The 23,072-nt window shown below is 61.7% G+C and carries 25 protein-coding genes; 10 read left to right on the top strand and 15 right to left on the bottom strand.

All coding sequences use genetic code 11. The features are described from left to right. Nucleotides 1-53: 53 nt before the first annotated feature. The 4 genes from ACP153_RS20490 to ACP153_RS20475 form a co-directional block, all read right to left on the bottom strand. Entirely contained in the window at nucleotides 54-485 is a 432-nt protein-coding gene (locus tag ACP153_RS20490; RefSeq protein ID WP_424972876.1) for an acyl-CoA thioesterase, read from the bottom strand. A 105-nt stretch (nucleotides 486-590) separates the two neighbouring features. Beyond that, nucleotides 591-1,745, bottom strand: coding sequence for an iron-containing alcohol dehydrogenase (locus tag ACP153_RS20485; RefSeq protein ID WP_424972875.1), 1,155 nt, complete (start codon nucleotides 1,743-1,745; stop codon nucleotides 591-593). 229 nt (nucleotides 1,746-1,974) lie between these two features. Then, nucleotides 1,975-2,751 (bottom strand): CmcJ/NvfI family oxidoreductase, encoded by a 777-nt coding sequence (locus ACP153_RS20480; protein WP_424972874.1) that lies wholly within the window; start codon nucleotides 2,749-2,751, stop codon nucleotides 1,975-1,977. A gap of 57 nt (nucleotides 2,752-2,808) precedes the next feature. Then, complete coding sequence (locus tag ACP153_RS20475) at nucleotides 2,809-3,111, bottom strand: DUF1330 domain-containing protein (RefSeq protein WP_424972873.1); 303 nt, start codon at nucleotides 3,109-3,111, stop codon at nucleotides 2,809-2,811. A 120-nt stretch (nucleotides 3,112-3,231) separates the two neighbouring features. Between ACP153_RS20475 and ACP153_RS20470 the strand changes: the two genes are divergently transcribed. Continuing rightward, nucleotides 3,232-4,140: a LysR family transcriptional regulator gene (locus tag ACP153_RS20470; RefSeq protein ID WP_424972872.1), complete on the top strand. Its 909-nt coding sequence runs from the start codon at nucleotides 3,232-3,234 to the stop codon at nucleotides 4,138-4,140. Nucleotides 4,141-4,237: 97 nt separating this feature from the next. On the opposite strand, the gene ACP153_RS20465 is transcribed toward ACP153_RS20470, so the two are convergent. From ACP153_RS20465 to ACP153_RS20430, 8 genes are all read right to left on the bottom strand, one after another. Continuing rightward, a complete protein-coding gene (locus ACP153_RS20465; protein ID WP_424972871.1) occupies nucleotides 4,238-5,113 on the bottom strand; it encodes a metal ABC transporter substrate-binding protein in 876 nt (291 codons plus the stop codon). 26 nt (nucleotides 5,114-5,139) lie between these two features. Then, a complete protein-coding gene (locus ACP153_RS20460; RefSeq protein WP_424972870.1) occupies nucleotides 5,140-5,475 on the bottom strand; it encodes a hypothetical protein in 336 nt (111 codons plus the stop codon). Beyond that, complete coding sequence (locus ACP153_RS20455; protein ID WP_424972869.1) at nucleotides 5,472-6,242, bottom strand: DUF4198 domain-containing protein; 771 nt, start codon at nucleotides 6,240-6,242, stop codon at nucleotides 5,472-5,474. Before ACP153_RS20455 ends, ACP153_RS20460 begins: the two co-directional genes overlap by 4 nt. A gap of 17 nt (nucleotides 6,243-6,259) precedes the next feature. Further along, on the bottom strand, nucleotides 6,260-7,429 hold the full coding sequence (locus ACP153_RS20450; RefSeq protein ID WP_424972868.1) for an ABC transporter permease: 1,170 nt from the start codon (nucleotides 7,427-7,429) through the stop codon (nucleotides 6,260-6,262). After that, the gene (locus tag ACP153_RS20445) at nucleotides 7,426-8,094 is read right to left on the bottom strand and encodes an ABC transporter ATP-binding protein (RefSeq protein WP_424972867.1); all 669 of its coding nucleotides are present in this window, start codon (nucleotides 8,092-8,094) and stop codon (nucleotides 7,426-7,428) included. Before ACP153_RS20445 ends, ACP153_RS20450 begins: the two co-directional genes overlap by 4 nt. After that, nucleotides 8,094-8,672: a hypothetical protein gene (locus tag ACP153_RS20440; RefSeq protein ID WP_424972866.1), complete on the bottom strand. Its 579-nt coding sequence runs from the start codon at nucleotides 8,670-8,672 to the stop codon at nucleotides 8,094-8,096. The genes ACP153_RS20445 and ACP153_RS20440 overlap by 1 nt, the downstream gene beginning before the upstream one ends. 162 nt (nucleotides 8,673-8,834) lie before the next feature. Next, a complete protein-coding gene (locus ACP153_RS20435; protein ID WP_424972865.1) occupies nucleotides 8,835-10,400 on the bottom strand; it encodes a winged helix-turn-helix domain-containing protein in 1,566 nt (521 codons plus the stop codon). Between the two features lie 114 nt (nucleotides 10,401-10,514). Then, nucleotides 10,515-11,186, bottom strand: a complete 672-nt coding sequence (locus tag ACP153_RS20430) for a haloacid dehalogenase type II (RefSeq protein ID WP_424972864.1) — start codon at nucleotides 11,184-11,186, stop codon at nucleotides 10,515-10,517. A gap of 86 nt (nucleotides 11,187-11,272) precedes the next feature. Between ACP153_RS20430 and ACP153_RS20425 the strand changes: the two genes are divergently transcribed. From ACP153_RS20425 to ACP153_RS20410, 4 genes are all read left to right on the top strand, one after another. Next, nucleotides 11,273-11,857, top strand: a complete 585-nt coding sequence (locus tag ACP153_RS20425; protein WP_424972863.1) for a TetR/AcrR family transcriptional regulator — start codon at nucleotides 11,273-11,275, stop codon at nucleotides 11,855-11,857. Between the two features lie 114 nt (nucleotides 11,858-11,971). Next, a complete protein-coding gene (locus ACP153_RS20420) occupies nucleotides 11,972-12,520 on the top strand; it encodes a thioredoxin family protein (RefSeq protein ID WP_424972862.1) in 549 nt (182 codons plus the stop codon). Between the two features lie 36 nt (nucleotides 12,521-12,556). After that, entirely contained in the window at nucleotides 12,557-13,237 is a 681-nt protein-coding gene (locus tag ACP153_RS20415) for a glutathione S-transferase family protein (RefSeq protein ID WP_424972861.1), read from the top strand. 50 nt (nucleotides 13,238-13,287) lie between these two features. Further along, nucleotides 13,288-13,836, top strand: coding sequence for a VOC family protein (locus ACP153_RS20410; RefSeq protein WP_424972860.1), 549 nt, complete (start codon nucleotides 13,288-13,290; stop codon nucleotides 13,834-13,836). 141 nt (nucleotides 13,837-13,977) lie between these two features. On the opposite strand, the gene ACP153_RS20405 is transcribed toward ACP153_RS20410, so the two are convergent. The 3 genes from ACP153_RS20405 to ACP153_RS20395 form a co-directional block, all read right to left on the bottom strand. Continuing rightward, nucleotides 13,978-14,385 carry a hypothetical protein gene (locus tag ACP153_RS20405; protein WP_424972859.1) on the bottom strand — a complete coding sequence of 136 codons (408 nt, stop codon included), beginning with the start codon at nucleotides 14,383-14,385 and terminating at the stop codon, nucleotides 13,978-13,980. A 377-nt stretch (nucleotides 14,386-14,762) separates the two neighbouring features. After that, nucleotides 14,763-15,767, bottom strand: coding sequence for a haloalkane dehalogenase (locus ACP153_RS20400; RefSeq protein ID WP_424972858.1), 1,005 nt, complete (start codon nucleotides 15,765-15,767; stop codon nucleotides 14,763-14,765). 110 nt (nucleotides 15,768-15,877) lie between these two features. Next, a complete protein-coding gene (locus ACP153_RS20395) occupies nucleotides 15,878-16,447 on the bottom strand; it encodes a carboxymuconolactone decarboxylase family protein (RefSeq protein WP_424972857.1) in 570 nt (189 codons plus the stop codon). Between the two features lie 668 nt (nucleotides 16,448-17,115). Here ACP153_RS20395 and ACP153_RS20390 point away from each other — a divergent pair. From ACP153_RS20390 to ACP153_RS20370, 5 genes are all read left to right on the top strand, one after another. Further along, a complete protein-coding gene (locus ACP153_RS20390; protein WP_424972856.1) occupies nucleotides 17,116-17,589 on the top strand; it encodes a YHS domain-containing (seleno)protein in 474 nt (157 codons plus the stop codon). A gap of 729 nt (nucleotides 17,590-18,318) precedes the next feature. Next, on the top strand, nucleotides 18,319-19,131 hold the full coding sequence (locus ACP153_RS20385; RefSeq protein WP_424972855.1) for an RNA ligase family protein: 813 nt from the start codon (nucleotides 18,319-18,321) through the stop codon (nucleotides 19,129-19,131). 16 nt (nucleotides 19,132-19,147) lie between these two features. After that, the gene (locus ACP153_RS20380; RefSeq protein WP_424972854.1) at nucleotides 19,148-20,269 is read left to right on the top strand and encodes an AAA family ATPase; all 1,122 of its coding nucleotides are present in this window, start codon (nucleotides 19,148-19,150) and stop codon (nucleotides 20,267-20,269) included. Nucleotides 20,270-20,462: 193 nt separating this feature from the next. Next, on the top strand, nucleotides 20,463-21,377 hold the full coding sequence (locus tag ACP153_RS20375) for a tyrosine-type recombinase/integrase (protein ID WP_424972061.1): 915 nt from the start codon (nucleotides 20,463-20,465) through the stop codon (nucleotides 21,375-21,377). 6 nt (nucleotides 21,378-21,383) lie between these two features. After that, nucleotides 21,384-22,592: an IS91 family transposase gene (locus tag ACP153_RS20370; protein ID WP_424972062.1), complete on the top strand. Its 1,209-nt coding sequence runs from the start codon at nucleotides 21,384-21,386 to the stop codon at nucleotides 22,590-22,592. Nucleotides 22,593-23,072: the final 480 nt, after the last annotated feature.

The raw sequence follows: 23,072 nt of genomic DNA, 5'->3' as shown, positions 1-23,072 counted from the left end.
CGTTCAGGGATGCGAAGAATCCTTGCAGAAAGCGACACGAGGGTCGCGACATGTCACGAGGCGTCGGGCAGCTTTCGCGGCTTTCCGTCCTCATCCAGAGCGACAAAGACAAAATCTGCGGCGGTCACCTTGGTGGCCTCCTTGCCGAAACGGGGCCGCGCCCAGACATCCACATGGATCCGCATGGAGGTCCGCCCCACTTCCTTGAGCGTGGCATAGAGCGTTACCTCATCCCCGACCTTCACCGGATGGAGGAACTGCATCGCCTCCACGGCGACGGTCGCGCCCCGCCCCTGGGAGACACGTCCCGCCATGTTTCCCGCCGCCAGATCCATCTGCGACATGATCCAGCCGCCAAAGACATCCCCCGCCGGGTTGGTGTCGGCGGGCATGGCGACGGAGCGGATGACGAGCACCCCTTCATCCTGCTGGCGTCCATGCAGGCTGCGCTTGCGTGCGCGTTCAAGGGGGGTCTCGTCGGTCATTGTCTTGCTCACAGGGCTCTGTTCAGGGTGACCCCGAGCCTAGCAAAGGCAGCCCCGGCGCGGATAGGGGGCGCCGCGTCAAACCTTTGGGAGCGCCCCACGGCACTACAAGGCTTGGGCGTAGATTGACTGCGCGGCCTCTAGGGTCATCTCGCGCGGATTGTTGATCAGCAGGCGTTCCTGTTTCATGGCGTCCTCGGCCAGCATCGGCAGGTGATTGTGGCTCACGCCCACCTCCGACAGCTTGCTCTGCATGCCCAGCTCCGGTCCAAGCGCCTTGAGTCCGGCGACCATGCCCTCGGCCCGGGCGGTCGCGGTTTTGCCCGCAAGCTCGGGGAAAATGATCGGCGCGAGCTCTGCATACAAGGGCGCGGCCTCCGGCATGTTGAACTCCAGCACATATGGCAGAACCAACGCGTTGGAGAGCCCGTGCGGCACGTGGAAATGCCCGCCCAGCGGATAGGCCAACGCATGGACTGCGGCCACGGGCGCGTTGGTGAAGGCCATCCCGGCGAGCATGGAGCCCAGCAACATATCGCTCCGCGCCGCGCGATCGCCCGGGGTCGTACAGGCGGTGCGGATATTGGCCCCCAAAAGCTCCAGCGCCTGCTTGGCCAAGCAGTCAGAGACGACATTCTTCAGCCGCTTTGACGTGAAGGCCTCGATCGCGTGGACCATCGCATCGATCCCCGTGGCTGCGGTCACCGCAGCGGGCAGGCCTACGGTCAGCTCCGCATCGAGGATCGCCCAATCGGGCAGAAGCTGCGGGGCGACGACGCCCTTCTTCTCGTTGGTTCCGGTGGTCACGATGGAGATCGGCGTCACCTCGGACCCGGTGCCCGCCGTGGTCGGGGCGAGGATGAGCGGCAGCCGGTCCCCGCGCACCAGATCCACCCCATACATCTCGCCGAGTGGCTGGTCGGTGTTGAGCAGGATCGAGATCAGCTTGGCCGTATCCAGCGAGGACCCACCGCCCACGGAGACCACGCAATCCACATCCTGCGCGCGGGCCTGGGCGACCGCGTCGAGGATCATCGCTTCGGGCGGATCCGGCTTGACCTCGGAGAAGATCCAGACCTCCAGCCCCGCGGCTTTGAACCCATCCAGCGCGGCGTCGGCAAGCCCGAGCTTGAGGATCATTTCATCGGTGACGAAAGCCACCTTGCGGCAGCCCCGCGCGGCAAGGATCGCGCCGATCTGGCCCGTGGCGCCAACCTCCGACAGGACGGAGCGGGTGGTTTGAAAACGAAAGGATGTCATGGCGGCCCCCTGGATTGGCAATGAGACCGCGCGCAACAGAGCGGTCAGCGTCCTGATTTCAGCCTAATCCACTGGGTACGGGATAATCGAGACCAATCCACAGCTTCGGCAATCTCCAGATGCAGGGGGGGCCGCGTCGGGCGCACCCCCCTAGAGAAGCCTCGCCAAAACTGGCAGCCCCCCTCCGCTCATCAAAAACACCTCGAGTTCGAATGCACGCGCGACCCGTTCAGTACCGCACCAGAGTTCTGGACTCGATACTCTTGCGGATGGTGTGGGCCGAGGGATCTTCCACCAGATCGATGGCGCTGTGACCGACCGAGGGCAAGCCCGCACTGTCATAGATGTTGAAGATCGCGACCTCGTTCGGGGTCATTTTCGACGCGTAGACCCATTCATGCGCGTCGCTGGCCACCAGCCCCATGATATGCCCGCGCCGATCCGGGTAGATCAGGTCGATCAGGATCCAGTCCTCCGGGGTGGTGGAGGCGGGGCGCACGAAGCCCAACGGGGCGGAATTGATCGGCTGGCCCACCGGTCGCCAGACATTGACGAAGCCGAAGCGCCCCTTGCGCCATTCCGCCGCTCGCTCTGCGCCCAACACATCGATCAGGCGCTGCTGCGCCCCCTGGGGGCTGTAATCGCTATGCACATTCCGGGCCGGACGGCGGGTGGCGTCGGGATCATCCTCCCGCACGGTGTGGTCGAAGATCACACATTCCCGCGCCCCCAACTCTGCGGCGAGCAGGTGCGTCAGCTCCTGGTCATAACCCGCGACCCAGGCGCGATCTTCGCCAAATACCTGCTCGACGGAAGGTGCTTCGCGGAACGCCACGCCGTCTCTGGCAAAGCTGACCTCCGCCTCCTTGGCTTTGATGTCCCGCACCGAGATCCGGCGCACGTCATGGGGCGGCGAGACGAGCTCCCCCGTCACACCGCCCGCGTCGATGACATAGGCCTGCCGGGCATCGGTCTTGAAATGGTAGTTCACTGTGCCGGTCTGCATATCCGTCTCCAGAAGCGTGAGAGCCCGGCCCGCATGGGAGCGGGCCGAGGCCCGTGATCAGGCCAGATCGTCCTTGGCGTCGATCAGGAAATGGAAGCTCTCGGAGCCTGCCGTGCGCGCCTCTAAATGGGGCTTGTATTCCGGGTCATTCATGAAATTGACCGCCGCTTCCTTGGAAGGCCATTCCAGAATGATCCGCAGCGCGGCGGGTGCATCGGACCCTTCCACCTGCTCATGATCTGCGGTCCGGGCGAGGTACTTGCCCCCATGCTTGGCCACCAGCTTGTTGGCGGTCGGCAGGTAATCCGGGATCCAGGCATCGGTGCTGGGGGTGACGGCGAGAACAGAGTAATAAGCCATGGCATGTGCCCTTTCTTGAGCATGTTCGATCAGGGGTGTTCGGTCACGACTAGACATGCCAACTGGCATTCCCTAAATAAACGCTCCGAATAGCGCTTCTGAATTCAGGTTTTGGAAATAATGGACACAGTTGCCCTCCGCCTCTTTGTGTTGGCCGCGGAAAAGCTGAACATCAGCGCAGCCGGGCGGGATCTCGGCATGGCGCCGGCGGTGGCGACGGCCAAACTCGCCAAGCTCGAGAAGACCCTGGGCGCGGATCTGCTGCATCGCTCCACGCGCAAGGTGGCGCTTTCAACAGAAGGAGCTGAGTTTCTGCCCTTCGCGCAGGAGATCCTCGCCCAGGAGAATGCGGGCCGCGCGGCCTTGGGTCAGGGCAGTTCCGAGATCACCGGGACCTTGCGCTTTGCCGCGCCGAGCAGCTTTGCTCAAACCTATATCGTGCCGCTCTTGCCGGACTTCCTGTCCCGGCATCCGCGGCTCGCGCTCGACCTGAAATTCTCGGATTCACAGTTCAACCTGATCGAAGGCAGTTTTGATCTGGCCCTGCGCGCTGCGGCGCTGGCCGATACCACGCTGAAGGGGCGCAAGCTGGCCGCCGATCTGCGGGTACTGGCTGCCGCGCCGGACTACCTCGCGCAGCACGGCACCCCCGAGACCCCGGAGGATCTGGCCCAGCACGCGGTTATCGCCTTTCGCGACCGCAAGCCAAGGGGGCTGATCACTGCGCAGGGACAGGAGGCGCTCTTTGACACGAGCGGCGCCAATTGCCAGATGATCTTCGATGATGGGCAAAGCCACCGGCTGGCCACGATGGCGGGCGCCGGGATCGCGGCCAACGCGCTCTGGAGCATCTATGAAGACCTCAAGGCCGGGCGGCTTGTGCGCGTTCTGCCGGACTATGCGCTCGCCGAGGAAACCGGGCTCTGGCTGATCTATCCGCAGGCGAATGTCCTGTCGCCCAAGGTCCGCGCCTTCATGGACTTTCTGCTGGAGCGGATCGGGCGCCGTCCGCCTTGGGAGGCGGGTTGAGCGCCCAGCGCCGAGCGGATCCGCCAGAGACCCGTATCGCGATGGGCGCGCAGGCTCTTTCACCAAGGGTCAGAGCCTGATGCCGCTGCAGAGATGCTCAGTTGGGCCCTTCACCCGCCGCACCGGCAATGGCCTGCACGGCGTTGGAGTAAGCGTCCACAAAGCTGCCATCCCCACCCGCGCGCGCCCAAGGCGCGAAAACAACACTGCGCAAGCCAAGCGCGTCCGTCGCGTCGATCGCCGCGCGCGGGGGCTCGGCCTCCCAGATCAGGACGCCACCGTCCTGAGGGGCCAGACGTTCCAGCTCCGCCAGGTCGTCTGGCGTCGGCATCGCGCCTGCCTCCCATTCCAGCGACGTGATCAACAAGTCATAGCGCCGGGCAAGATATTGATACCGTGGGTGGGTCGCGACGATGGTGGCGCCCTGTGCTGCGCTCAGGGCCTCGCGCGCCATGGTGTCGAGCGCTGTCAGCTCCGCCGTGAGCTCGGCCAGCCGCGGATAGACCTCCTCCGGTTTGGCGAGGCCGCGGATGGCAAGTGCGGCGGCAATCGCCTCGGCCTGAGCACTGGCGAGCGTCGGATCCAGCCAGGTGTAGGACGCGAGCCCCTCATGGGAATGTTCGCCACCGTCCCCATGGCTATGGGTGATGCTTTCGGTCACGATGAACCGGTCCCTGATCCCCGCGCTGGTGTTCACGAGGCGGGAGCGTGGCAGCGACACGCGATCGATCCAGCTGGCGAAACCGGCGCCGTTCAGGAGGATCAGATCAGCGGACTGGATTTGGCTGATATCCGCGATGGAGGGGCGCCAGAAAGAGGGGTCCACACCCTCGGGCACCGGGAAGACGACCTCCGCCGCGCCGTCCAGCAGCTGCGCCGCGAAGTCATGGAGCACCTGATTGACCGCGACCACGCGCGGCCGGTCCTGAGCCGTAGCCGCAGAGGCCACCAGCAGGGCCAGGCCGAGGGTCAATCCATGTACAAACCGCCGCAACACGCTCAACTCCCGCATTTCCGCGCGATATCCTCGGGCGTGACGATCCAGTAACTGTCGTGGCTGCCCGTATCGACTTCGATCAGCAAGCCAGCGGAATGGTCCACGCTGTCGAGCGGGACAGTCGCGGTTCCGTCGCTTTGAAGCTGCAAGGTCGTGAGCAGGTTATTCGCACCATCCAGCACGCGCACATCGCCCTTCTGGGTCACGCGGCCATTGGAAAACTTCGCCTCGACCGTGACGGCTTTACAATCCACCGAGGCGAAAACCACGAGCTGGTGCGCCGCCACTCCGAAGGGCGTGGCGATCGCACAGAAGCACAGGGCAAGGGTGCGGATCACTGACCGGTCCAGTCTTCGAAATGCACCCAGATCACCGCGCCCAGCTCCACGGCTTTTTCCTCGCCATCCTGAGGCAGGGTGTAATCCGCGGTGTTGAGCGCTGCGAAGCCCCACCAGCCATCGGAAGGCGGCGCATAGGTGAAGACACCGGCCGCATCGGCCTTCACGGTCTGGGTGATCATCAGATCGTCGGGTGCGGTCGCGCCCGCAGCCTCGTTGAAGAACTCCACCTCGACCTCGGCATAGGGCACGGCGACCCCGTCCATCTTGACGATCCCCTGGAACACATTGTGCTCCCACAGGCCGAAGGGCTTCGACAGGGGCACAATCTCGGTCTTCAGGCCAAGCTCCGTATCCCAGCCCTCGTCATCGCCATAAGCCGTCACATAGGTCTTGGTGTAGTGGATGATGAAGGCGTCTTCCGCGGGCTCCCAATAGGGCTGTGGCTCCATGGCGAAGATATAGGTGCCCGGGCGCTCCAGCGGGTAGTCGAGCGTGTAGCCCTGCTTCCCCATCACCGTGGCATCCATTAGGCTGCCCAGAAGGTCGGTCTTTGCCCCCTCATGGGTGACCGAGAACGCCACCGGCGTCTCCAGCACCATGCCGTCCAACTCGAACGGGTGAGAGAAGGACATGGTCAGCGCCACGCTGCGTCCATCCTCCTGTGAGATCATCGGATCGCTCGGAATGATCATGCCGTAATGGGCCACAGCCGGTGCAGCGGTGACGAGCGCGACAAGCGACGCGGCGAGACTATGACGTTTCATGAAACCTCCTGTTTTTTCTACGACCCAAGGGCCAGCAGCCAGCCCACCCAGGCCTCTGCATTGCGCGTTACGATGGCGGCACCCAAGGCAGCAATACTTCCTGAGACCAACAGTAGCGTAACGGTTTCCGCCGCCAAGAGGCGCAAAACCATGCCCTTCTGGGCGCCCAATTTCACGGCAGTTGCTATTTCCCGGGCCCGCAGCCGGAAGCTCAGAAAGACAGCAAGCCCAACCGCCGCGACGGCTGCCACCGCGATGATCGCCGTGACGAGATCGAGCAGCGCCTTGATGCGAAAAATCCGGTCGACGAGCCCCTGGATCACCCCTGCGGGCTCGATGAGCTGGATGGGGCTCTCGCCGTCGAGATACCGGCCCCGCAGAATGGTGCTGGACCTCGTGTCATTGGGCACAACGATCACCGCCGAGGCCGGAAAACCGTTCTGATCGCCGTGGAAATGGAAGCTCTCGATATTGTCTTCGGTGATGCGCTGGTACTGCACGACCGCCGCATTGGCGAGCGCATCGGTCCCCGCCGCGATGTCAGCCGCCGTGACCACATCCTCATGGCCATGCCCGATGCCCTGGATGACCCAAGCGGTTTTGATGTCCACGAATATCGCCTGATCATCGGGTGTGTTCGTGGGCGCGAGCACGCCGACAATCGGCATTTCCAGCGGATAGACCCCATCAAGATCAAAGAGGTTCTCAGGCGCCGAGACGAGCGTATCGCCCACGTCTTTGCCCAGCGCGGTCGCGACCTCCGCCCCGATCACCGCATCCCCCAGAAGCGAGAGCCCCCGCCCCCGGACAGGCGTCAGTTCGCGGAACTCGAAATAGTCGAGTGTCGTCCCCACGATGCGAAACCCGCTGGAGGAGAACGCCGTATGCACCGGGATCGGGATGCCAAGGCCACTCTCCCAGACGGTTTCGACCTCGCGCATGGCCACGGGTTCCGGCCTCTCCTCGGAGAAATAGAGCGCGGCCATGGTCAGATCGAGCTGCGAGCCCCGGCTGCCCAGCAAGAGCGGGGTTGCCTCGCCCCGCGCGATCAGGGCACGTTCGCTGGTCGACAGCAGGGTCTGCGTCGCCACCGGCACGAACATGATCAGCGCCGCGACCAGAACCAGCACGAGGCTGCGTGCCCAATGAAAACGCAGGTAGGCGAAGGCCAGATAGAGCGCGTTCATGACCCTGCGCCTTCGCGGAACTGCGCGAAATCCAGCACCCGTTCGAAGCGCGGCAGCAACTCGTGGTCATGGGTCACCGCGAGGACCGCCGCCCCCGCCTCCGCCGCCCGGTCAAAGAGCAGATCCAGAATGCGCGCCTTACTCTCGGGGTCGAGATTGCCCGTCGCCTCGTCAGACAGGATCAGCTTCGGTTGCGTCACGAGCGCCCGGCAGATCGCGACGCGCTGCTGCTCCCCCTGACTGAGGGCCGAGGGATGCCGGTCGAGCTTGTCCCCGATCCCGCAGGCGGCGGCGAGCGCTTCGGCCCGGTCCCGCGCCTCGACATCGAGGGTCAGGGCGGGCGTGATCCGATAAGGGTAATAGATGTTCTGGCGCGCCGAGAGATACTCGAGCAGCGCGAAATCCTGAAACACGAACCCGATCTGGCTCGCGCGAAACCGGCGGCGCGCCGCATCCGACAGACGCGAGATCTCGGAACCCGCCACATCGATGCGCCCCGTCTCCGGCGTCAGGATCCCCGCGATCAGGTTCAGAAGTGTCGTCTTGCCACTGCCACTCGGGCCGACCACGGCGACCCGCGCCCCATCTTCCAGCGAGAATTCGGGCACTCGCAACCGAAACCCGTCGGCGCCATAGCCGAAGGTGAGATCCTCGATCCGCACCATCAGTTTGTCTGCGGGGCGGCAAAAACCTCGCCCGCGGCCTCGCGACTGACCTCAAGGAGCTCGAAATCGGTGATCCGCCAAGCGCCCTCCACCGGCGATACCGTGAGATCAGCGCTGTAGGTATTGCCGCGCACATGCAGATGCTCCGCATGGCCAACGGTTCCGATCACCTGCCAGGCGGCATCGATCTCAAGCGCGGTCTCGACGCGCGAGACTTGCGTGTTCAGGAGCTTGATCTCGTGGATCGTCTGATCGACCTCCTCAAGACCGCCGCCCTTCATGGCGCCGACACGCTCGAGATAGAGGTATTCGAGAGCTTCCCCATGGGTGACGCGGGCCAGCGTGTCATAGATCGCGTCCTCCTGCGTCTCGCCAAACGCCTCGTAGACGACGAGCAGCAGCGCGGGCGTCAGGCGCCAGAACTCTTCGCGCGCGGCCTCGATCGTGAGTGGATCAAGCCCGGGGGCCGAGAACGCCTCTGTCTCTGCGATTTTCGCACGCTCTTGCAGGAACAACGCCGCGCCCAGCGCAAGGATGCCCCCCAGAACAACAGCTACAATCGCATAGGCGCGCATCACGGATCACGAACTCACAATCAGACGGACAGACGTCCGGTTAACCTGTTCGAGATGACTTAAAAGTGCAAGCGGTCCGCGCAGGGGCGCGGGGGATCTATGGCGCGCCCGTCCGAAGGCCCGCGGGGCTGTTCCAGGCTGGCGCCCCCTTCGCGGGCCCACACGCTAGATCATGCCGATCCGGTCAAAGGCACGGGCGAGCACCGCCTGCCGTTTCTGGTCGGCCAGGGTGAACAGGCTCCAGAAATGCTTCAGCTCAAAGCCGCTCCGGAAGCTTTCGGTTTTACGGACCGCGTGCTGCGCCCGGTCCATCTCTCCATAAGCCGCGAAGAGGCCCGCGGCCATGACGGTGACATAGGGGTTCGGGTTCGGACTGCGCAGCGAGGCATCGGCAAAGTCGAGGGTCTTGGCGCCATCATCCTGAACAAAGGCCGCCAAGGCCCGGGTGCTCAGCATCCCTGGGACATGGGGGTCCAGTGGGCTCAGGGACAAGGCGGTGGAGGCCAGCTTGTCGGCCACATCGCCATGGCACTGAATGGCGCTGAGCTTGCCGAGATCATAATGCCCGAAGGCATAGTTGCGGTTGAGCTTCACGGATCTGTCGAGCCAGCCAGTGGCCGCATCAATGTCACCGGACACCCAATTCGCGCGCCCCAATACGAGATTGCAGAACGGATCATGGGGGTCGATTTCGATACCCTTTTCCGCGAGCGCGAGGCTCTTCTTCCGGGTGTTCGACCGATCCTCGCTGAGGAAAAGATTGACCTCCTCCAGATGCAGATAGGCCAGCGCACTCTGGGCGCGCGCGAATTCCGGATCGAGCGCGACCGCGCTCTCCATGTTGTGCCGGGCGAGAGCGACATTCCGGCCGCGAAAGCGGAACGCATTGCTCATCCCGAGGTGATAATGGCCCCAGGCGTCCAGATTGGAGGTCGGCACCCGGCTCAGCCGTTCCGCCTCGGCCCGGGGTACATGAGTTTCGACGGCATTGCAGGCTTCCCGGACAATGTCTTCGCGAATGCCGAAGACACCGTCCAACGCGCTTGTATAGGTCTCCGCCCAGATGACCGCGCTGCTGGCGGTCTCCACCAATTCGACGGAGATGGTCAGGCGCGCGCCAAAGAGCTCCACGGAGCCGCACAGCACGTAGCCTGCGCCCAGAGCGGTGCGGATCTCGATAAAATCGGGGGAGGTCTCGCGAAAGCGGAAGCTGGAACCGCGCGCAATCGTCTTGAAGACGCGCAGGCGGGAGATCGAGGTGATCAGCTCCGCCGCGATCCCGTCCGCGATGGCGCCATGCCGCGGATCCGTCTCGATCAGGTGAAACGGCAGCACCGCGATGACCGGTTGGCCACCCTCTGTCGGCGCGACTTGCGGATCCGGAGGTGGCTCGGCGATCGCGCGCGCTGGCATGGGGTCTGGCGAGGCCGTCAACTCCCCAACAAAGCGATAGCCGTGCCCTCGCACGGTGCGGATAAGGCGCTGCGCCTCCCCCGTATCGCCAAGCGCCTTGCGGCTGTTCTTGATCGCAGCGCTGAGGGAGGCTTCGGTGACAAACACATCCGGCCAGATAGCCTCAAAGATCTCGTCCTTCGAGACGACCCTGTCCCCATTGGCAACAAGGAACCGCAAAAGCTCGAACGTTTTTGGCTCCAGATGCACGACCATACCATCGCGCCGCAGTTCCATGCGGGGTTCATCGAGCTCGAAACTGTCAAAAACGAAGACCATTGTTGGAAACTACCATTGCTGCGGCGGCGGTTTCTAGGTCGCTATCATGTCCGCGCCCTGCGTCGGCGCGCCCTTGGACATGAGATTGCGGCCGAGACTGGCGCGTTGGATGCCCTAGCCGATCAGGGCTGCAACCTCGCTCAGGTCTGACACGATATGGGTGGGCCGCTTTCCCCAGGGGTCAAAGGGGATCTCCGGGCTGCGCTGCACCCAGATGGTGTTCCACCCGGCCTGCCCCGCGCCGATGATGTCGAACGGATTGCTGGAGAGGAGCCAGACGCTCCGGGCCTCGGCGGCAGTCTTTTCTTCGAACAAGGCATAGACGCGCGGATCTGGCTTGAAACTCTGCACCCCCGCAACGCTCACCGGGTCGCCCAGAAATGTGGACAAGCCAGCCGTGTCCATCAGGGTTCCGATATCCTCGAGCGTCCCGTTGGAGAAGGCGTGCATCTTGTGCCCGATCTTGGCCAATGCCGCGAGCGCCTCCGGCACTTCGTCAAAGGCGGGCAGGCGCGTGTATTGCGCGAGCAATGCGGCCTTTTCCGCTGAGGTTGCCTGAATGCCAATCGCGTCCAAGGCATAGTCCAACGCCTCCTCCGTCACCTGAGAGAAGGGCGCATAGGCCCCCATCGCGGCCCGACGAAAGGAGTAAGCCAGTTGTGTTTCGCGCCAAAGCTTTGCAAGCGCGCCAGCCTTGTCGCCGGCAATCTCGGCCAAGGGCGCGGCCATGGCGAGCGGGTTGATCAGCGTCCCGTAGACATCAAAGGCGAGTGTGGCTGGCTTCATCATTCTTCTCCCAAGGCTCTTCCGACCGAATATTGACCGACCGGTATAGAAAGTCTAGATAGTAGGGGCTAGTAACGAGGTGCCCTATGCCCTGGAAGAAAGATTTCGATACCGATGTCGCCCTCGGCGACGCCATGCGGGCGTTCTGGTCGAAGGGCTACGAGGCCACGTCGATCACCGATCTGACGAAGGCGATGAACATCAACAAGGGCAGCCTCTACAACGCCTATGGCGGCAAGCATGAGCTCTTCCTCAGCGCCGTCTCGAAATACAACCGCGACAATCAGCAGGCAACGCTCAGGAAGCTCGAACAGATGGATGACCCGCTCGATTCAATCACCATGCTGTTCGAAGCTTTGGTGGCAGAAAGCCTTGCTGATGATGAAAAACGGGGGTGCTTTCTGGTGAACACCGCGCTCGAACTGCCGAACCATACGGAGGATGTGCGCGAGATCATCTCTCAATCCTTCACGGATATGGAGGCATTTCTGGAACGCAGCATCGTCGCAGGTCAGGCGAAAGGCAGCATCCTTGCCGATCTCGACCCAAGCGAGACGGCGAAGTCCTTGCTGTCGCAGATTGTCGGTCTGCGGGTTCTGGCCCGGGGCGTGTTTTCTCATTCGAGCCTGAACACCATCAAGAAAGAAGCGATTGCGAGCATCGCGGCCTAGCCAGCTTCCATAGTGTTGACCGATCGGTTTAAACAGGGCATTCTTCCGGTATGAAGCGCTCCGGACGACCTGAGTCGTCTCGGCGCGCACCGACCCACACCGGAAGGATGACACATGCTGCTCGATACCCCCGACTGTGACTTTGGCTGGAAGGCCCCGGACTTCACGCTGTCAGATCCTGACGGCACCCCCTTCACCATGTCCAAGCATCTCGGCGAGAAAGGGCTGATGATTGCCTTCATCTGCAATCACTGCCCCTACGTGCAGGCCATTGCCGACCGGCTGGCGCAGGATGCCAGAACCCTGATGGAGGAAGGCATCGGCTTTGTGGCGGTGATGTCGAATGACTACCGCGTCGTGTCTCAGGACAGCCCTGAGAACATGAAGCACTTCGCCAAGCACTACGATTTTCCGTTCCTCTATCTGGTCGACCACGATCAGGCCGTCGGCAAAGCCTTTGGGGCGGTCTGCACCCCGGATTTCTTTGGCCTGAACAAGGAAGGGACATTGCAGTACCGCGGGCGTCTCGACAGCGCCGCCATGGGCAAGCCGGCGAAACGGGTGCCGGAATTGCTGAACGCCGCGCGGCAGATCGCGGAGACGGGTCAGGGACCCGCAAAGCAAATCCCGAGCATGGGTTGCTCGATCAAGTGGAGCCGGTGACGGCGCCCTCCCCCTCCCAGTAATTGGATCGAAGCAATGATTGACCTCTACACCTGGACGACCCCGAATGGCTGGAAGGCCTCCGCCACTCTGGAAGAGCTGGGCCTCGACTACACCGTCAAGCCCATCGACATCACCACGAATATCCAAAAAGAGCCGGACTTCCTGGCCATCAACCCCAATGGACGCATCCCGGCCATCGTGGATCATGAGGCCGACGGGTTCACCGTCTTCGAGTCCGGTGCGATCATGATCTATCTGGCGGAGAAGACCGAACGCCTCCTCCCGAAGGACCCCAAGGGGCGTTCGGAGGTGCTGCAATGGCTGATGTTCCAGATGGGCGGTCTCGGCCCGATGCAGGGTCAGGCGAATGTCTTCTACCGCTACTTCCCGCAGAAGATCCCGGCCGCCATCGACCGCTATCAGAACGAAACGAAGCGTCTGCTGACGGTGCTCGACACCCGTCTGGCCGAGCATGAGTACCTCGCCGGGGACTTCTCCATTGCCGACATCGCCAACTGGTCCTGGGCGCGCATTCACAATTGGGCCGGTGTCGAGATCGAGGATCTGCCCAATCTGCAGCGCTGGCTGGATCAGGTGGAGGCCCGCCCCGCAATGCAGCGTGGCTATCAGGTGCCACATTACACAGACGTCCATTTGCAACCGGCGACCAAGGGCGGCGACACCCATGGCAATGAGAACATGATCCAGAAGTAAGCGGCGGGTGGCCCCGCGATAGGACCCCTCCGAACCCCGAGAAGTGCGGCATGAGCATCCGCTTTGGCGAGATCCGCCAACTGGCCTTTGTGGTTCCCGATATCGACTCCGCAATGCAGCACTGGGCTGAAACCCTGGGCGTCGGTCCGTTCTGCGTGATGCGGCGCCTTCGGTTTGCGACGTACCAGTTTGAGGGACGCGACCTGCCGTCCCCCGTCATCTCGATCGCCCTGGCTGTTTCCGACACGCTTCAGGTGGAGCTGATTGAACAGCATGACGACCTGGCCAGTCTCTATCTGGATGCGTCACGTGAGGAAGCTGCAACGGGCTTTCACCACGTCTCGTCCTGGGTGACCAAGGTGGACTATGACACCCGCGCAGCCCGCCTCAGCGCAGAGGGGCTGCAGATCGCCCAGCAGGGCGTGCTGGCCAAAAGCGGGATCAGGTTGAGCTATTGGGCGACCCGGACCGCAGATACGCCCGTGACTTTCGAGACGTCCGATGCGGGCGATCCGATCCATGCAGGGCGTATTCGCAGGGTGCAAAACGCGGCTGCGGATTGGGACGGATCGCACCCCGTCATCGAGGTTGCCAGCTAGACTAAGCACGGTGGGCAGTCAGGCACGCGAATGCCCCCGGTGGTTTCGGGGGCAGTTCCACATTCAGATGTGCGGCGTGTCCGAGGCCGCCCATTTCACCGCATTCGCGATCAGGCGGATATAGTTCGGATCCGTATAGACCTACGGCCCATGACCATGGGCGAGATAGGCAATCGGCGTATTCCGCGCCATCTTGGTCCAGCCCACAAGGTTCGAGCCGCGCGGATGGGTTTTGAAATCGACGCCCCCATGGTGGAAATTCTCCGCAACGAAATCGTAGTTGCTGCGCAAGAGGGGCCTCACGCGATCCCCCAAGACCGGCATCAGATAGGCCTCATCCCGAAGGTCGAAGACCGGCGCGATCCCATCCACGATGGGAGGGCCCGGGCTCTCAACCGTCACGGTTTGCCGCACGTTGAACCGGTAACCTGAGCCTGGATAGGACCGGCCATCCAGCTCGCCCGGCAGAAAATGAAAGCGCCCCCCGATCAGCTCGGCATATTCGGGCCAACTGGGCCAAGAGGCGATCGTGTGGTGCAGAAAGACCATCGGCTAGCCCGCGTCGAGCAGCGACAGGAACCCCTGCTTGTAGGCCTCGGTCGGTCATTTTGGGGAAAAGGCGGCTCCCCCTGGGTGAAGGTCACACCGGGCATGTCGTACCAGACGATGGTGTCGTAGCGCGCGGCCCGCTCGACATCGAGGAGGGCCTCGACCGCAGGTTGCTCCACATGTGTCCAGGTGATGTGTGTCTCGGCATCCGGGCGCGTCAGCGCGTCGATCATCCGAAAGAACGGCTCGCGCTCAAGGACATGACCTTTGGTGACAAGAAGAGCTTCGATGCAGCTCATGACAGTCTCCGATGCTGGGGGCAGATGCGGTGCGAGGGGCGGGTCCCGCGCGCCATGTGACCCGCGAGACCCGGTCGATCAGTCGATGTTCCGGCGCATCCAGTCAGAGATCGCCCGGCCAATGGCATAGGGGCTGTCTTCCTGAACGTAGTGCAGACCATGGCCGATATAGACCGTCTCGATGTTCTGCGCGCGCGCGGCCCAGTAATCGGCCACCTCGGGCGTGTTCAGGGCACCCGGCGTCGCGTAGAGGAACAGCCAGGGGATGTCGGTGCCTTCCAGAAACGCGTTGTAGTTCGCCACGATTTCGGTCGTCGCAGCAGGGTCGCCACCAATGGGCATCTCATTCGGCCATTGGTTGACCTGAATGCGCGACGCCTCGGTCAGGAACGGGGCGCGGTAGACGTCGAGCGCCTCTTCGGCCAAGGGGCGCACAATGAAGCCCGGCAACGCGCCTTCCACAAAGAAGTTGTCCTCGATCAGGAGTTTCCGACCGGTTTCAGGGTCACGCACCGTCCGGAAGAAATTCGCCAGATCCTCGGGCATCGCCTCATAGCTTGCGGCCGGGATCAGGGGTGCGAGGATGGACTCCATCGTCACGATCCCCTTGATCTTGTCGGGGTTTTGCGCGGCGTAGTGCAGGCCCAGACCAGAGCCCCAGTCATGCACCACGAGCGTGATGTTCTCGAGCTCCAGCGCGGTTACGAACGCCTCGAAATAGGCGTAGTGGTCACCGAAGGTGTAATCGAGCTCGGGCTGATCGGACTTGCCGAAGCCGATATTGTCGGGCGCGATGATCCTGCCATCGCCTTCGACGAACGGCATGACGTTCCGCCAAAGATAGGACGAGGTCGGCTGGCCGTGCAGAAAGAGGATCGGGTCCCCCTCCCCTTCATCCACATAGGCCATTTGGGACCCGAGGAACTCGATGAACTTGTGGTCATAGGGGAACTCTGACGAGACCTGCAAGGGCGGCACCTTGAAGCCGCCATAGGGGTTGGCGTCTTGCGCGAAGCTGACCAGCGGCAGGATTACGAAGGCCTCAGCCGCAGCGCTCGTCAGGAAAGAAGAAGAGAGTTTCATGGTTCGGTCCTTGAGGGGTTGGGTCTTGGCGGGTCCGTGGAGGGAGGAACACGGACCCGCCCGGTCGGTGCGGAGCGCGAGCGGGAGGAGCCTCGCGATCCGCAGGGGAATTACTCTGCCGCGTGGGCCGCAGAGGGCGTCCAGGCATTGGCGGCAAAGGCCGCATCGACCTCGGTTTCCGCAACGTGGTTGGGGTAGTTCGACATCACCTTGAGCGCGGTACCGAGGATCACCTCGATCACAGTCTGGCGGCTGTAACCCGCGGCGATGAAGCTGCTGACCTGCGCTTCGGTGGGCCAGCCGCGGCTTTCATTGATGGTGATTGCGAACTGGCGCAGGGCTTCGAGTTTGCTGTCGGCGATGGGAGTGTCGTTGCGCAGCGCATCAATCACATCGGCAGGGACGCCGCCCATCTGGGACAGGGAGGTGTGCGCCGCCATGCAATAGTGGCACCCGTTCAGGCGGTTGTTGGTCATCAGGATGATCTGACGCTCGGTCTCGGTCAGAGCGGTTTTGTCGAAGATGCCGGCCAGCGTCATGTAGCCCTCAAGCATGGCGGGGGCTTCGGCCATCGTTCCCAGCAGGTTCGGCACGAACCCATAGGCGTTCAGCGCGCCCTGGATAAGAGGCTTGGAGGCCTTCGGAGCCGTATCGAAAGTGTGTGTTTCAAAGGTGGACATGGGTTGGTCTCGCTTCCTTGGATTGTTTAAACCGTTCGGTATATACTGGACATGCAGTCTATATCGAACGGTCAACACCTTCTTCGGAAAATCTGGGGCTGCACTTTTAGAGGACTGATAATTCTGAGTATTTTGGGGTCAGGAATGCGAGACGCATCGCCCCAAGTGGATCTATGCAACCCGATCAAGGCAAAATACAGGGATCAAAGACCCACTCAAAGCGGGGGTGGCGCCCCGCGGCTATCGCCTTCGGGGCCAAGGCGACACACAGCTCAGGACAACCGGGATCCCTGGACACGCCTCGAGGCAAACCTGGCCTCAAGAACCGGGGATGAGAGCGAGTCTTGGCGCAAGCGCCCCAATCTTTCAGGGACCACAAACCCCTGTTTGACCGCCTTTCCCATCACGGATCCGAACCCAGTGTTCAACCATCGTGACTTGGCGCGTTCGGCACACACCGACCTCCACGCTCGAACAAGGAATTCCAAATTCTCTCAGATACTTATCGCGCCGAATCTGGCTCACGCGAAGTGTCGAATCCGTGACTCAGACGTGACCGCCCAACCCTTGAGAATGCGCGGTCAGAGCGACAGCTTTCATGGTGTCAGTGCCGGAAACAGTCACAGCCAGCGCGGCGAACATCCAAGTCCATCAATTGGGAGCATCACATGAACACTCTTCTCAAAGGCGGAGCAGCCGCCATTCTCGCAGCACTTGTCGCCACCACCGGCGCCTTCGCAGCGGACGAAGTTTATATCTCCGATTCCGATAAGGGTATCGCGATCAACGGGTACGATCCCGTCGCCTACCACACCAAAGGCATGGCCGTGCAAGGCTCCGCAGAGTGGAAGCTTGAGCATGACGGCGCGCTCTACAAGTTCTCTTCCGAGGAAAACAAGACGGCCTTCATGGCAGATCCGGCCAAATTCGCCCCGGCCTTCGGCGGTTGGTGCACCGTGGGCGCCAGCAAGGGCAAGAAGATCCCGACGCAGCCCGATCTCTTCGCGATCGTGGACGGAACGCTTTACCTCAACTCCTCCGACGGCGCGCATAACCTGTTCAAGAAGGACAAGCCGGGCACCATCAACACGGCTGAAACCAAGTGGACCAAAATCGAAAGCACCCCTGCTGACGAACTCTAAGCAGACCGCTGGATCCACAAAGAGGGCGCGCCCACGGCGCGCTCTCTGCGTTTGAGCGACCGTCCTCGCTCCTTCAATCAGTTGAGTTCAACGACATTGCGTAAAAGCCTCACAGACGACCTTTGGTAAATCGCAGGCCCAGCTACGACGCTGAACTGCTCTGCGCGATGAGCGTCAACGAAGCACACAAGACCCACAGCGCAGCCACACCCTCAATCCAAAGGATTTCGAGACCCATAGACCAATTCTTTGTTGGAGGTGGTGCGATGAAGCGACCAAAATCGATAGCTTTTTTTACGAAAAGAATGCCTCTTGATCACAAAGCACCCCACCCGAGGCTTTGACTCGCGGCACCACGGTTCACCACTCAGTTTGTAAATCCACTGTATTCAAGTTGAAATAAGCACTTGAGTTGGCAGATCGGTCCATAGCTCCAGTTCGATCTATTTCACAGTCGGTGTAGTGCAGTCTTTTACACCGGGCGATCCCCGCGTTGGCATGGGTCGAGCTTGATCGAAGGTCTGGTCTGCGGCGCAAAGCGGACAATTCGAAAGCGACTTTGAATGTCCGCTGTTGATTTTTGCGCTTGTCAACGTTAAACGCGTCGCCTGTCTCAACCCCGAGCCCCACGGAAATCCGATGTAATCGCAGCGCACATAAATAAACCCACACCTTGGTAGATTCTACCGGGTGTTTTTGTGTGACCACTCGATACATCGTGAGACTGTAATGAATATCCGGAAATACCCGCGGACGCGGCACATTGAAGGCTCGCGCCTTCAGGTGGGCGATATGGCGGATGACAAACCAATCAAAGAGCTTTCCGACCAGCCCCTGATTGTTGAAGAAAAGCTCGACGGGGCGAACTCCGCCGTTTCTTTTGATGCGAATGGCGAATTGCTGCTGCAAAGCCGCGGGCATTATCTGACCGGCGGTGGCCGGGAACGCCACTTTGCCCTGCTCAAGACGTGGGCTGCGGCCCATGCACATGTCCTGCACCCGGTGCTGGGCCATCGTTTCGTCATGTATGGCGAATGGATGTATGCCAAACACACTGTGTTCTATGACCGGCTGCCCCATTACTTCATGGAGTTTGATGTGCTGGACCGGGACTCGGGCCAGTTTCTCAGCACGGCCGCCCGCAGGGCCTTACTGACCGGATTGCCGATCATGCCGGTGCCGATTGTCCATGTGGGCGAAATCAGGTCCGTTGACCAACTGGTCGGCCTGACCCGCCCCTCACCGTTCAAATCGGAAGGCTGGCGGGATGCATTGGCAGTTGCAGCAGAGCGGTCCGGCAGCCGACCCGACATGGTTGACCAGCAGACAGAGGACAGTGACCTGGCCGAAGGGCTGTATCTCAAGCAGGAAAACACCGACCACGTGGAGGACCGCTTCAAGTTCGTGCGGGCTGACTTCCTACAGGCGATTGAAGCGGCTGACGGGCATTGGCACGACCGTCCTATCCTGCCGAATGACTTGGCTGATGGCGTCGATATCTTCGCCCCTACATTGGGTGTGGAAGGGGCCTATGATGCGTAGGCCTGGCCCACACAGTGTGACCCATGAAAACCTGCTGACCTTGGTCCCCTCCAGTCCATTCTGGCAGGTGGATTGGGGAGAGATTTGGTCGCTTTGGCCGGAGCTTGCTACCCTCGACACCTGCCCGCAGGACCCAATCCATCATGCTGAGGGCGATGTCGGGACGCACACAAGAATGGTGGTCGAGGCTCTGGTGGCGGACCCAGACTGGCAAGGTCTTCCAGATGTGGACCGGACTAGCTTATTCTGGGCCGCCGTCTTGCATGATGTCGGCAAGCCTGCCGTCACAAAGCATGAGGAGGACGGACGCATATCTTCCCGTGGTCATTCCCGTCTAGGCGCATCCATTGCGCGGGAACTACTGTGGTATGCGGGGTCTCCGTTTGCCTGGCGTGAAGCTCTGTGCGGGCTCATTGCCCACCACCAGCTTCCATTCTGGTTGATCGAACGGCCTGATCCCCAACGCTTGGCCATCGAGACATCATGGCGGTGCAGGCCGGATCACCTTTGCCTTCATGCCAAGGCCGACGCCAAGGGCCGCAAATGTGAAGACCAGCAATCCATCTTGGAGAGTGTGAGCCTCGCCGCATTGACGTTTCAGGAGGCCAACTGTTGGGATCACCCTTTCGCGTTCGCAAATGATGAAAGCCGCGTTGCTTTCTTCGAACTGGAAGACCGAGACCCGCACTACGCGGCTCATGAGGTGTTCTCATGTACGGTTAGCGTCATGTCCGGCCTCCCTGGGTCAGGGAAGGATACCTGGATCGCCAAGCACCGCCCGGAACATCCCGTCGTCAGCCTTGATGTGATCCGAAACGAGCTCGGCGTCTCAGCGACCGATAATCAGGGCCAGGTCATCCAGGCTGCGCATGAACGGGCGCGAGAGCACCTGCGAGCCGGGCGTGATTTTGTTTGGAACGCGACCAACGTGACCCGACAGAACCGATCAAAGGTTCTGCGGTTGCTGCGCGACTACGGTGCACGGGTGGAGATTGTTTATCTCGAACCGGGCCCAGATAAACTGCGCCGTCAGAACAGGGATCGACCAGATGCCGTGCCCGAAGCTGTGATCACGCATCTTTCCAAAAAGATAGAGCCGCCGCAGTTGTGGGAAGCGCATGGGGTATATCTGGTATAGCAACACCGTGCGAATGCGGACATTCAAGCGTAACGCAGCATCCGGTAGGTCTGGGCCCACGCACTAAAACGCTTCGCGATAGGGGTGCTTTTGGCGTGGGTTGGGCGTAGCCGGGATTTGTTTCGCGGATTGTGGGGTTGGAAGTTTGCTGTTGGTCGAGGTGATTTTGCCTTGGTTGACAGAGGATATTCCCATGAACATTCAGCAAACAACGAACATGACGCCGCTGCGTGCACGCATGATCGCGGATATGACATCGCGCAATCTTGGCCCCGCGTCACAGCTCGGTCACTTGCGGGCCTGCAAGAGGTTCGCGGCGTGGTTGGAGCGCTCTCCGGAGACCGCTGAGCCGGATGATGTGCGCGAGTTCCAGCAGCATCTGATTGAGACCGGGACCAGCATCTGCACGCGCAATCGCACGATGACAGGGGTGAAGTTTCTGTTCCGGGTAACCCTGCGGCGGCATGATTTGGTGGCGGCGATTTTCAGCCTGAAGGAGCCCGTCAAGATCCCGCTGGTGTTGAGCCGCAACGAGGTCAAACGGATCCTACTCATGGCCCCGAGCTTGAAAGCGCGGGTGATGTTGTCGCTTGCCTATGGTTGCGTGATGCGTGCGGGCGAGGTGGTCAGGCTGCAGGCTGGGGATATCGATGGGGAACAGAAGATCACCCGGATCGTGCAATCCAAAGGGCGCAAGGATCGCAATGTGATGCGGCCCGCTGATATTCTTGGCCTGATGCGCGAGTGGTGGAAAGAAGCCCCGACCAGTCAGGACAAGGGCGTGGCGGGTCCGAACCGGGTGATCTTCCCAGGGTATAACGGCAAGCTCCTGTCGCCGCGCCAGATCTCGCGCCTGTTCAAGCAGGCCGCAAAGGCGGCGGGCATCACCAAGCCAGTCACATTGCACACTCTGAGGCACAGGTTTGCCACCCATCTGTTGGAACGTGGCGTGGATATCCGCGTGATCCAAGCTCTGCTCGGACACACCAAGCTGACTACGACGGCGCGCTATGCCAGCGTTGCCACGGGCATGATCTCGGCGGTGGAGAGCCCGCTGGACAATCTTGGCCAAGCCAAAAGTAAGAGGGGCAAGAAAGGCGCGCCATAGCCCGCGTTGGCACGGGCAGGCCTGGAAGTCGCGGATATCTTCCGTGACCATGGTGCGGCGTGGCGCGCGGCCAATATAGGCCATATCAGCCTTGATCAGATGAAGGTCACGAGCGCCGTTGAACGCTGCCGCACAGCGGCACTTGGCGGTCATGTGACACGCTGCGAAGACTGCATGCACGAGCACATCGCTTACAATTCCTGCCGCAATCGGCACTGTCCTGAATGTCAGTCCGGCGCGGCAAAGGCTTGGCTTGCCGCGCCGGAGGCTGAACTGCTGCCGGTGCGGTACTTCCATCTTGTCTTCACGTTGCCAAAGCCCATTGCCGACATCGCCCGCCAGAACAAACGCGAGATCTACAATCTGTTAATGCGCGCGAGCGCCGACACCGTGATCAAAATCGCCGCCGACCCCAAGCACCTTGGTGCTCGAGTCGGTATTACTTCGGTACTGCACAGCTGGGGCTCCGCAATGACGCACCACCCGCATGTCCACATGATCGTGCCGGGCGGCGGTCTGTCTGCGGACGGCACCAAGTGGATCACTTGCCGCAAGAACTTCTTGCTCTCCGTCAGGGTTCTGTCCCGGCTCTACCGGCGGCTGCTTTTGGAAGGGCTGGCGAAGTTGCACAGCGCAGGAAAGCTGCAGTTTTTCGGCGATCACGCCAAACTTGCCGATCCCGCAGTCTTTGGGGCATTTCTGCAAACGCTACGCAAGATCGATTGGGTCGTTTACGCCAAAGAACCCTTCGCCGGACCAAAGGCCGTGCTGGCCTACCTGTCGCGCTACACCCACCGCATCGCGGCATCCAACAGTCGCCTGGTCCGGTTCGATGCGGCAAGCGTGACCTTCAAGGTGAAGGATTACAGGGTCGACGGCCCCAGACGACACACCACTATGACGTTCGCAACCGAGGAATTCATCCGCCGGTTCCTGATCCACGTCCTGCCCAAAGGCCAGCACCGTATCCGCCACTACGGCTTCTACGGAAATGGCAACCGTGCCGCCAATATCGCCCGGATCAGAGAATTGATCGGGGCCAGAGCGCCGAGCCGAAACGACACCGGTGATGCAAATGGAGGCGACACCGATCAGCACCCCAGGGTCCTCGCGCTGCCATGCCCCTGCTGCGGTGGGCGGTTGATGATCACCGACACCTTCGCCCCTGCGCAACATCCCAGAGCACCGCCGAGATCGGCAAGAGACGCAGCATGACACACGCGCCAAATAGGACTGACGACACCTCAGCTGCAGCCACCTGCGGCACCATAGTTATGTGTGGATCACGTCACCGAAATCTCAAAAGGCGAGGGCTCGTGAAAAACACCGTCCATATCGCCCAGAAACAAGCCAGGCCAATGCCGCGCCCAGCCAGACGGGAGTCGTTCTACGGCCTGGCAGGGTTAGCCCAAAGCCCAGCCCAGCCCAGCCTACAAATCCCCATAGAACCCACCCACCAAGACCAAACCCGCGATTTCCCGCCTGAGCGCTTCTCCGACGCCGGGCAGCGCCCCGCGCAACTCAAACGAAAGCGCACGGCGTCCGAGAAACCCGAATCACAGCAGACCTGGGAAGCGGGGCGCTCAGGCGGCCGGAATGGCCCGGAGGAGACTTCAGGGGCGCTGTGTCGCTTGTTCGCTTTTGGCTCTGCTCGAACAGAAGGCGCTGAGCGGCGTGGTCGACCTGCGGCCTTCT

This window comes from Dinoroseobacter sp. S76 (genome assembly GCF_049801095.1).
Lineage (GTDB): Bacteria > Pseudomonadota > Alphaproteobacteria > Rhodobacterales > Rhodobacteraceae > Dinoroseobacter.
Note: the sequence above shows the minus strand (reverse complement) of the source record. Positions and strands in the feature narration are given on the sequence as shown.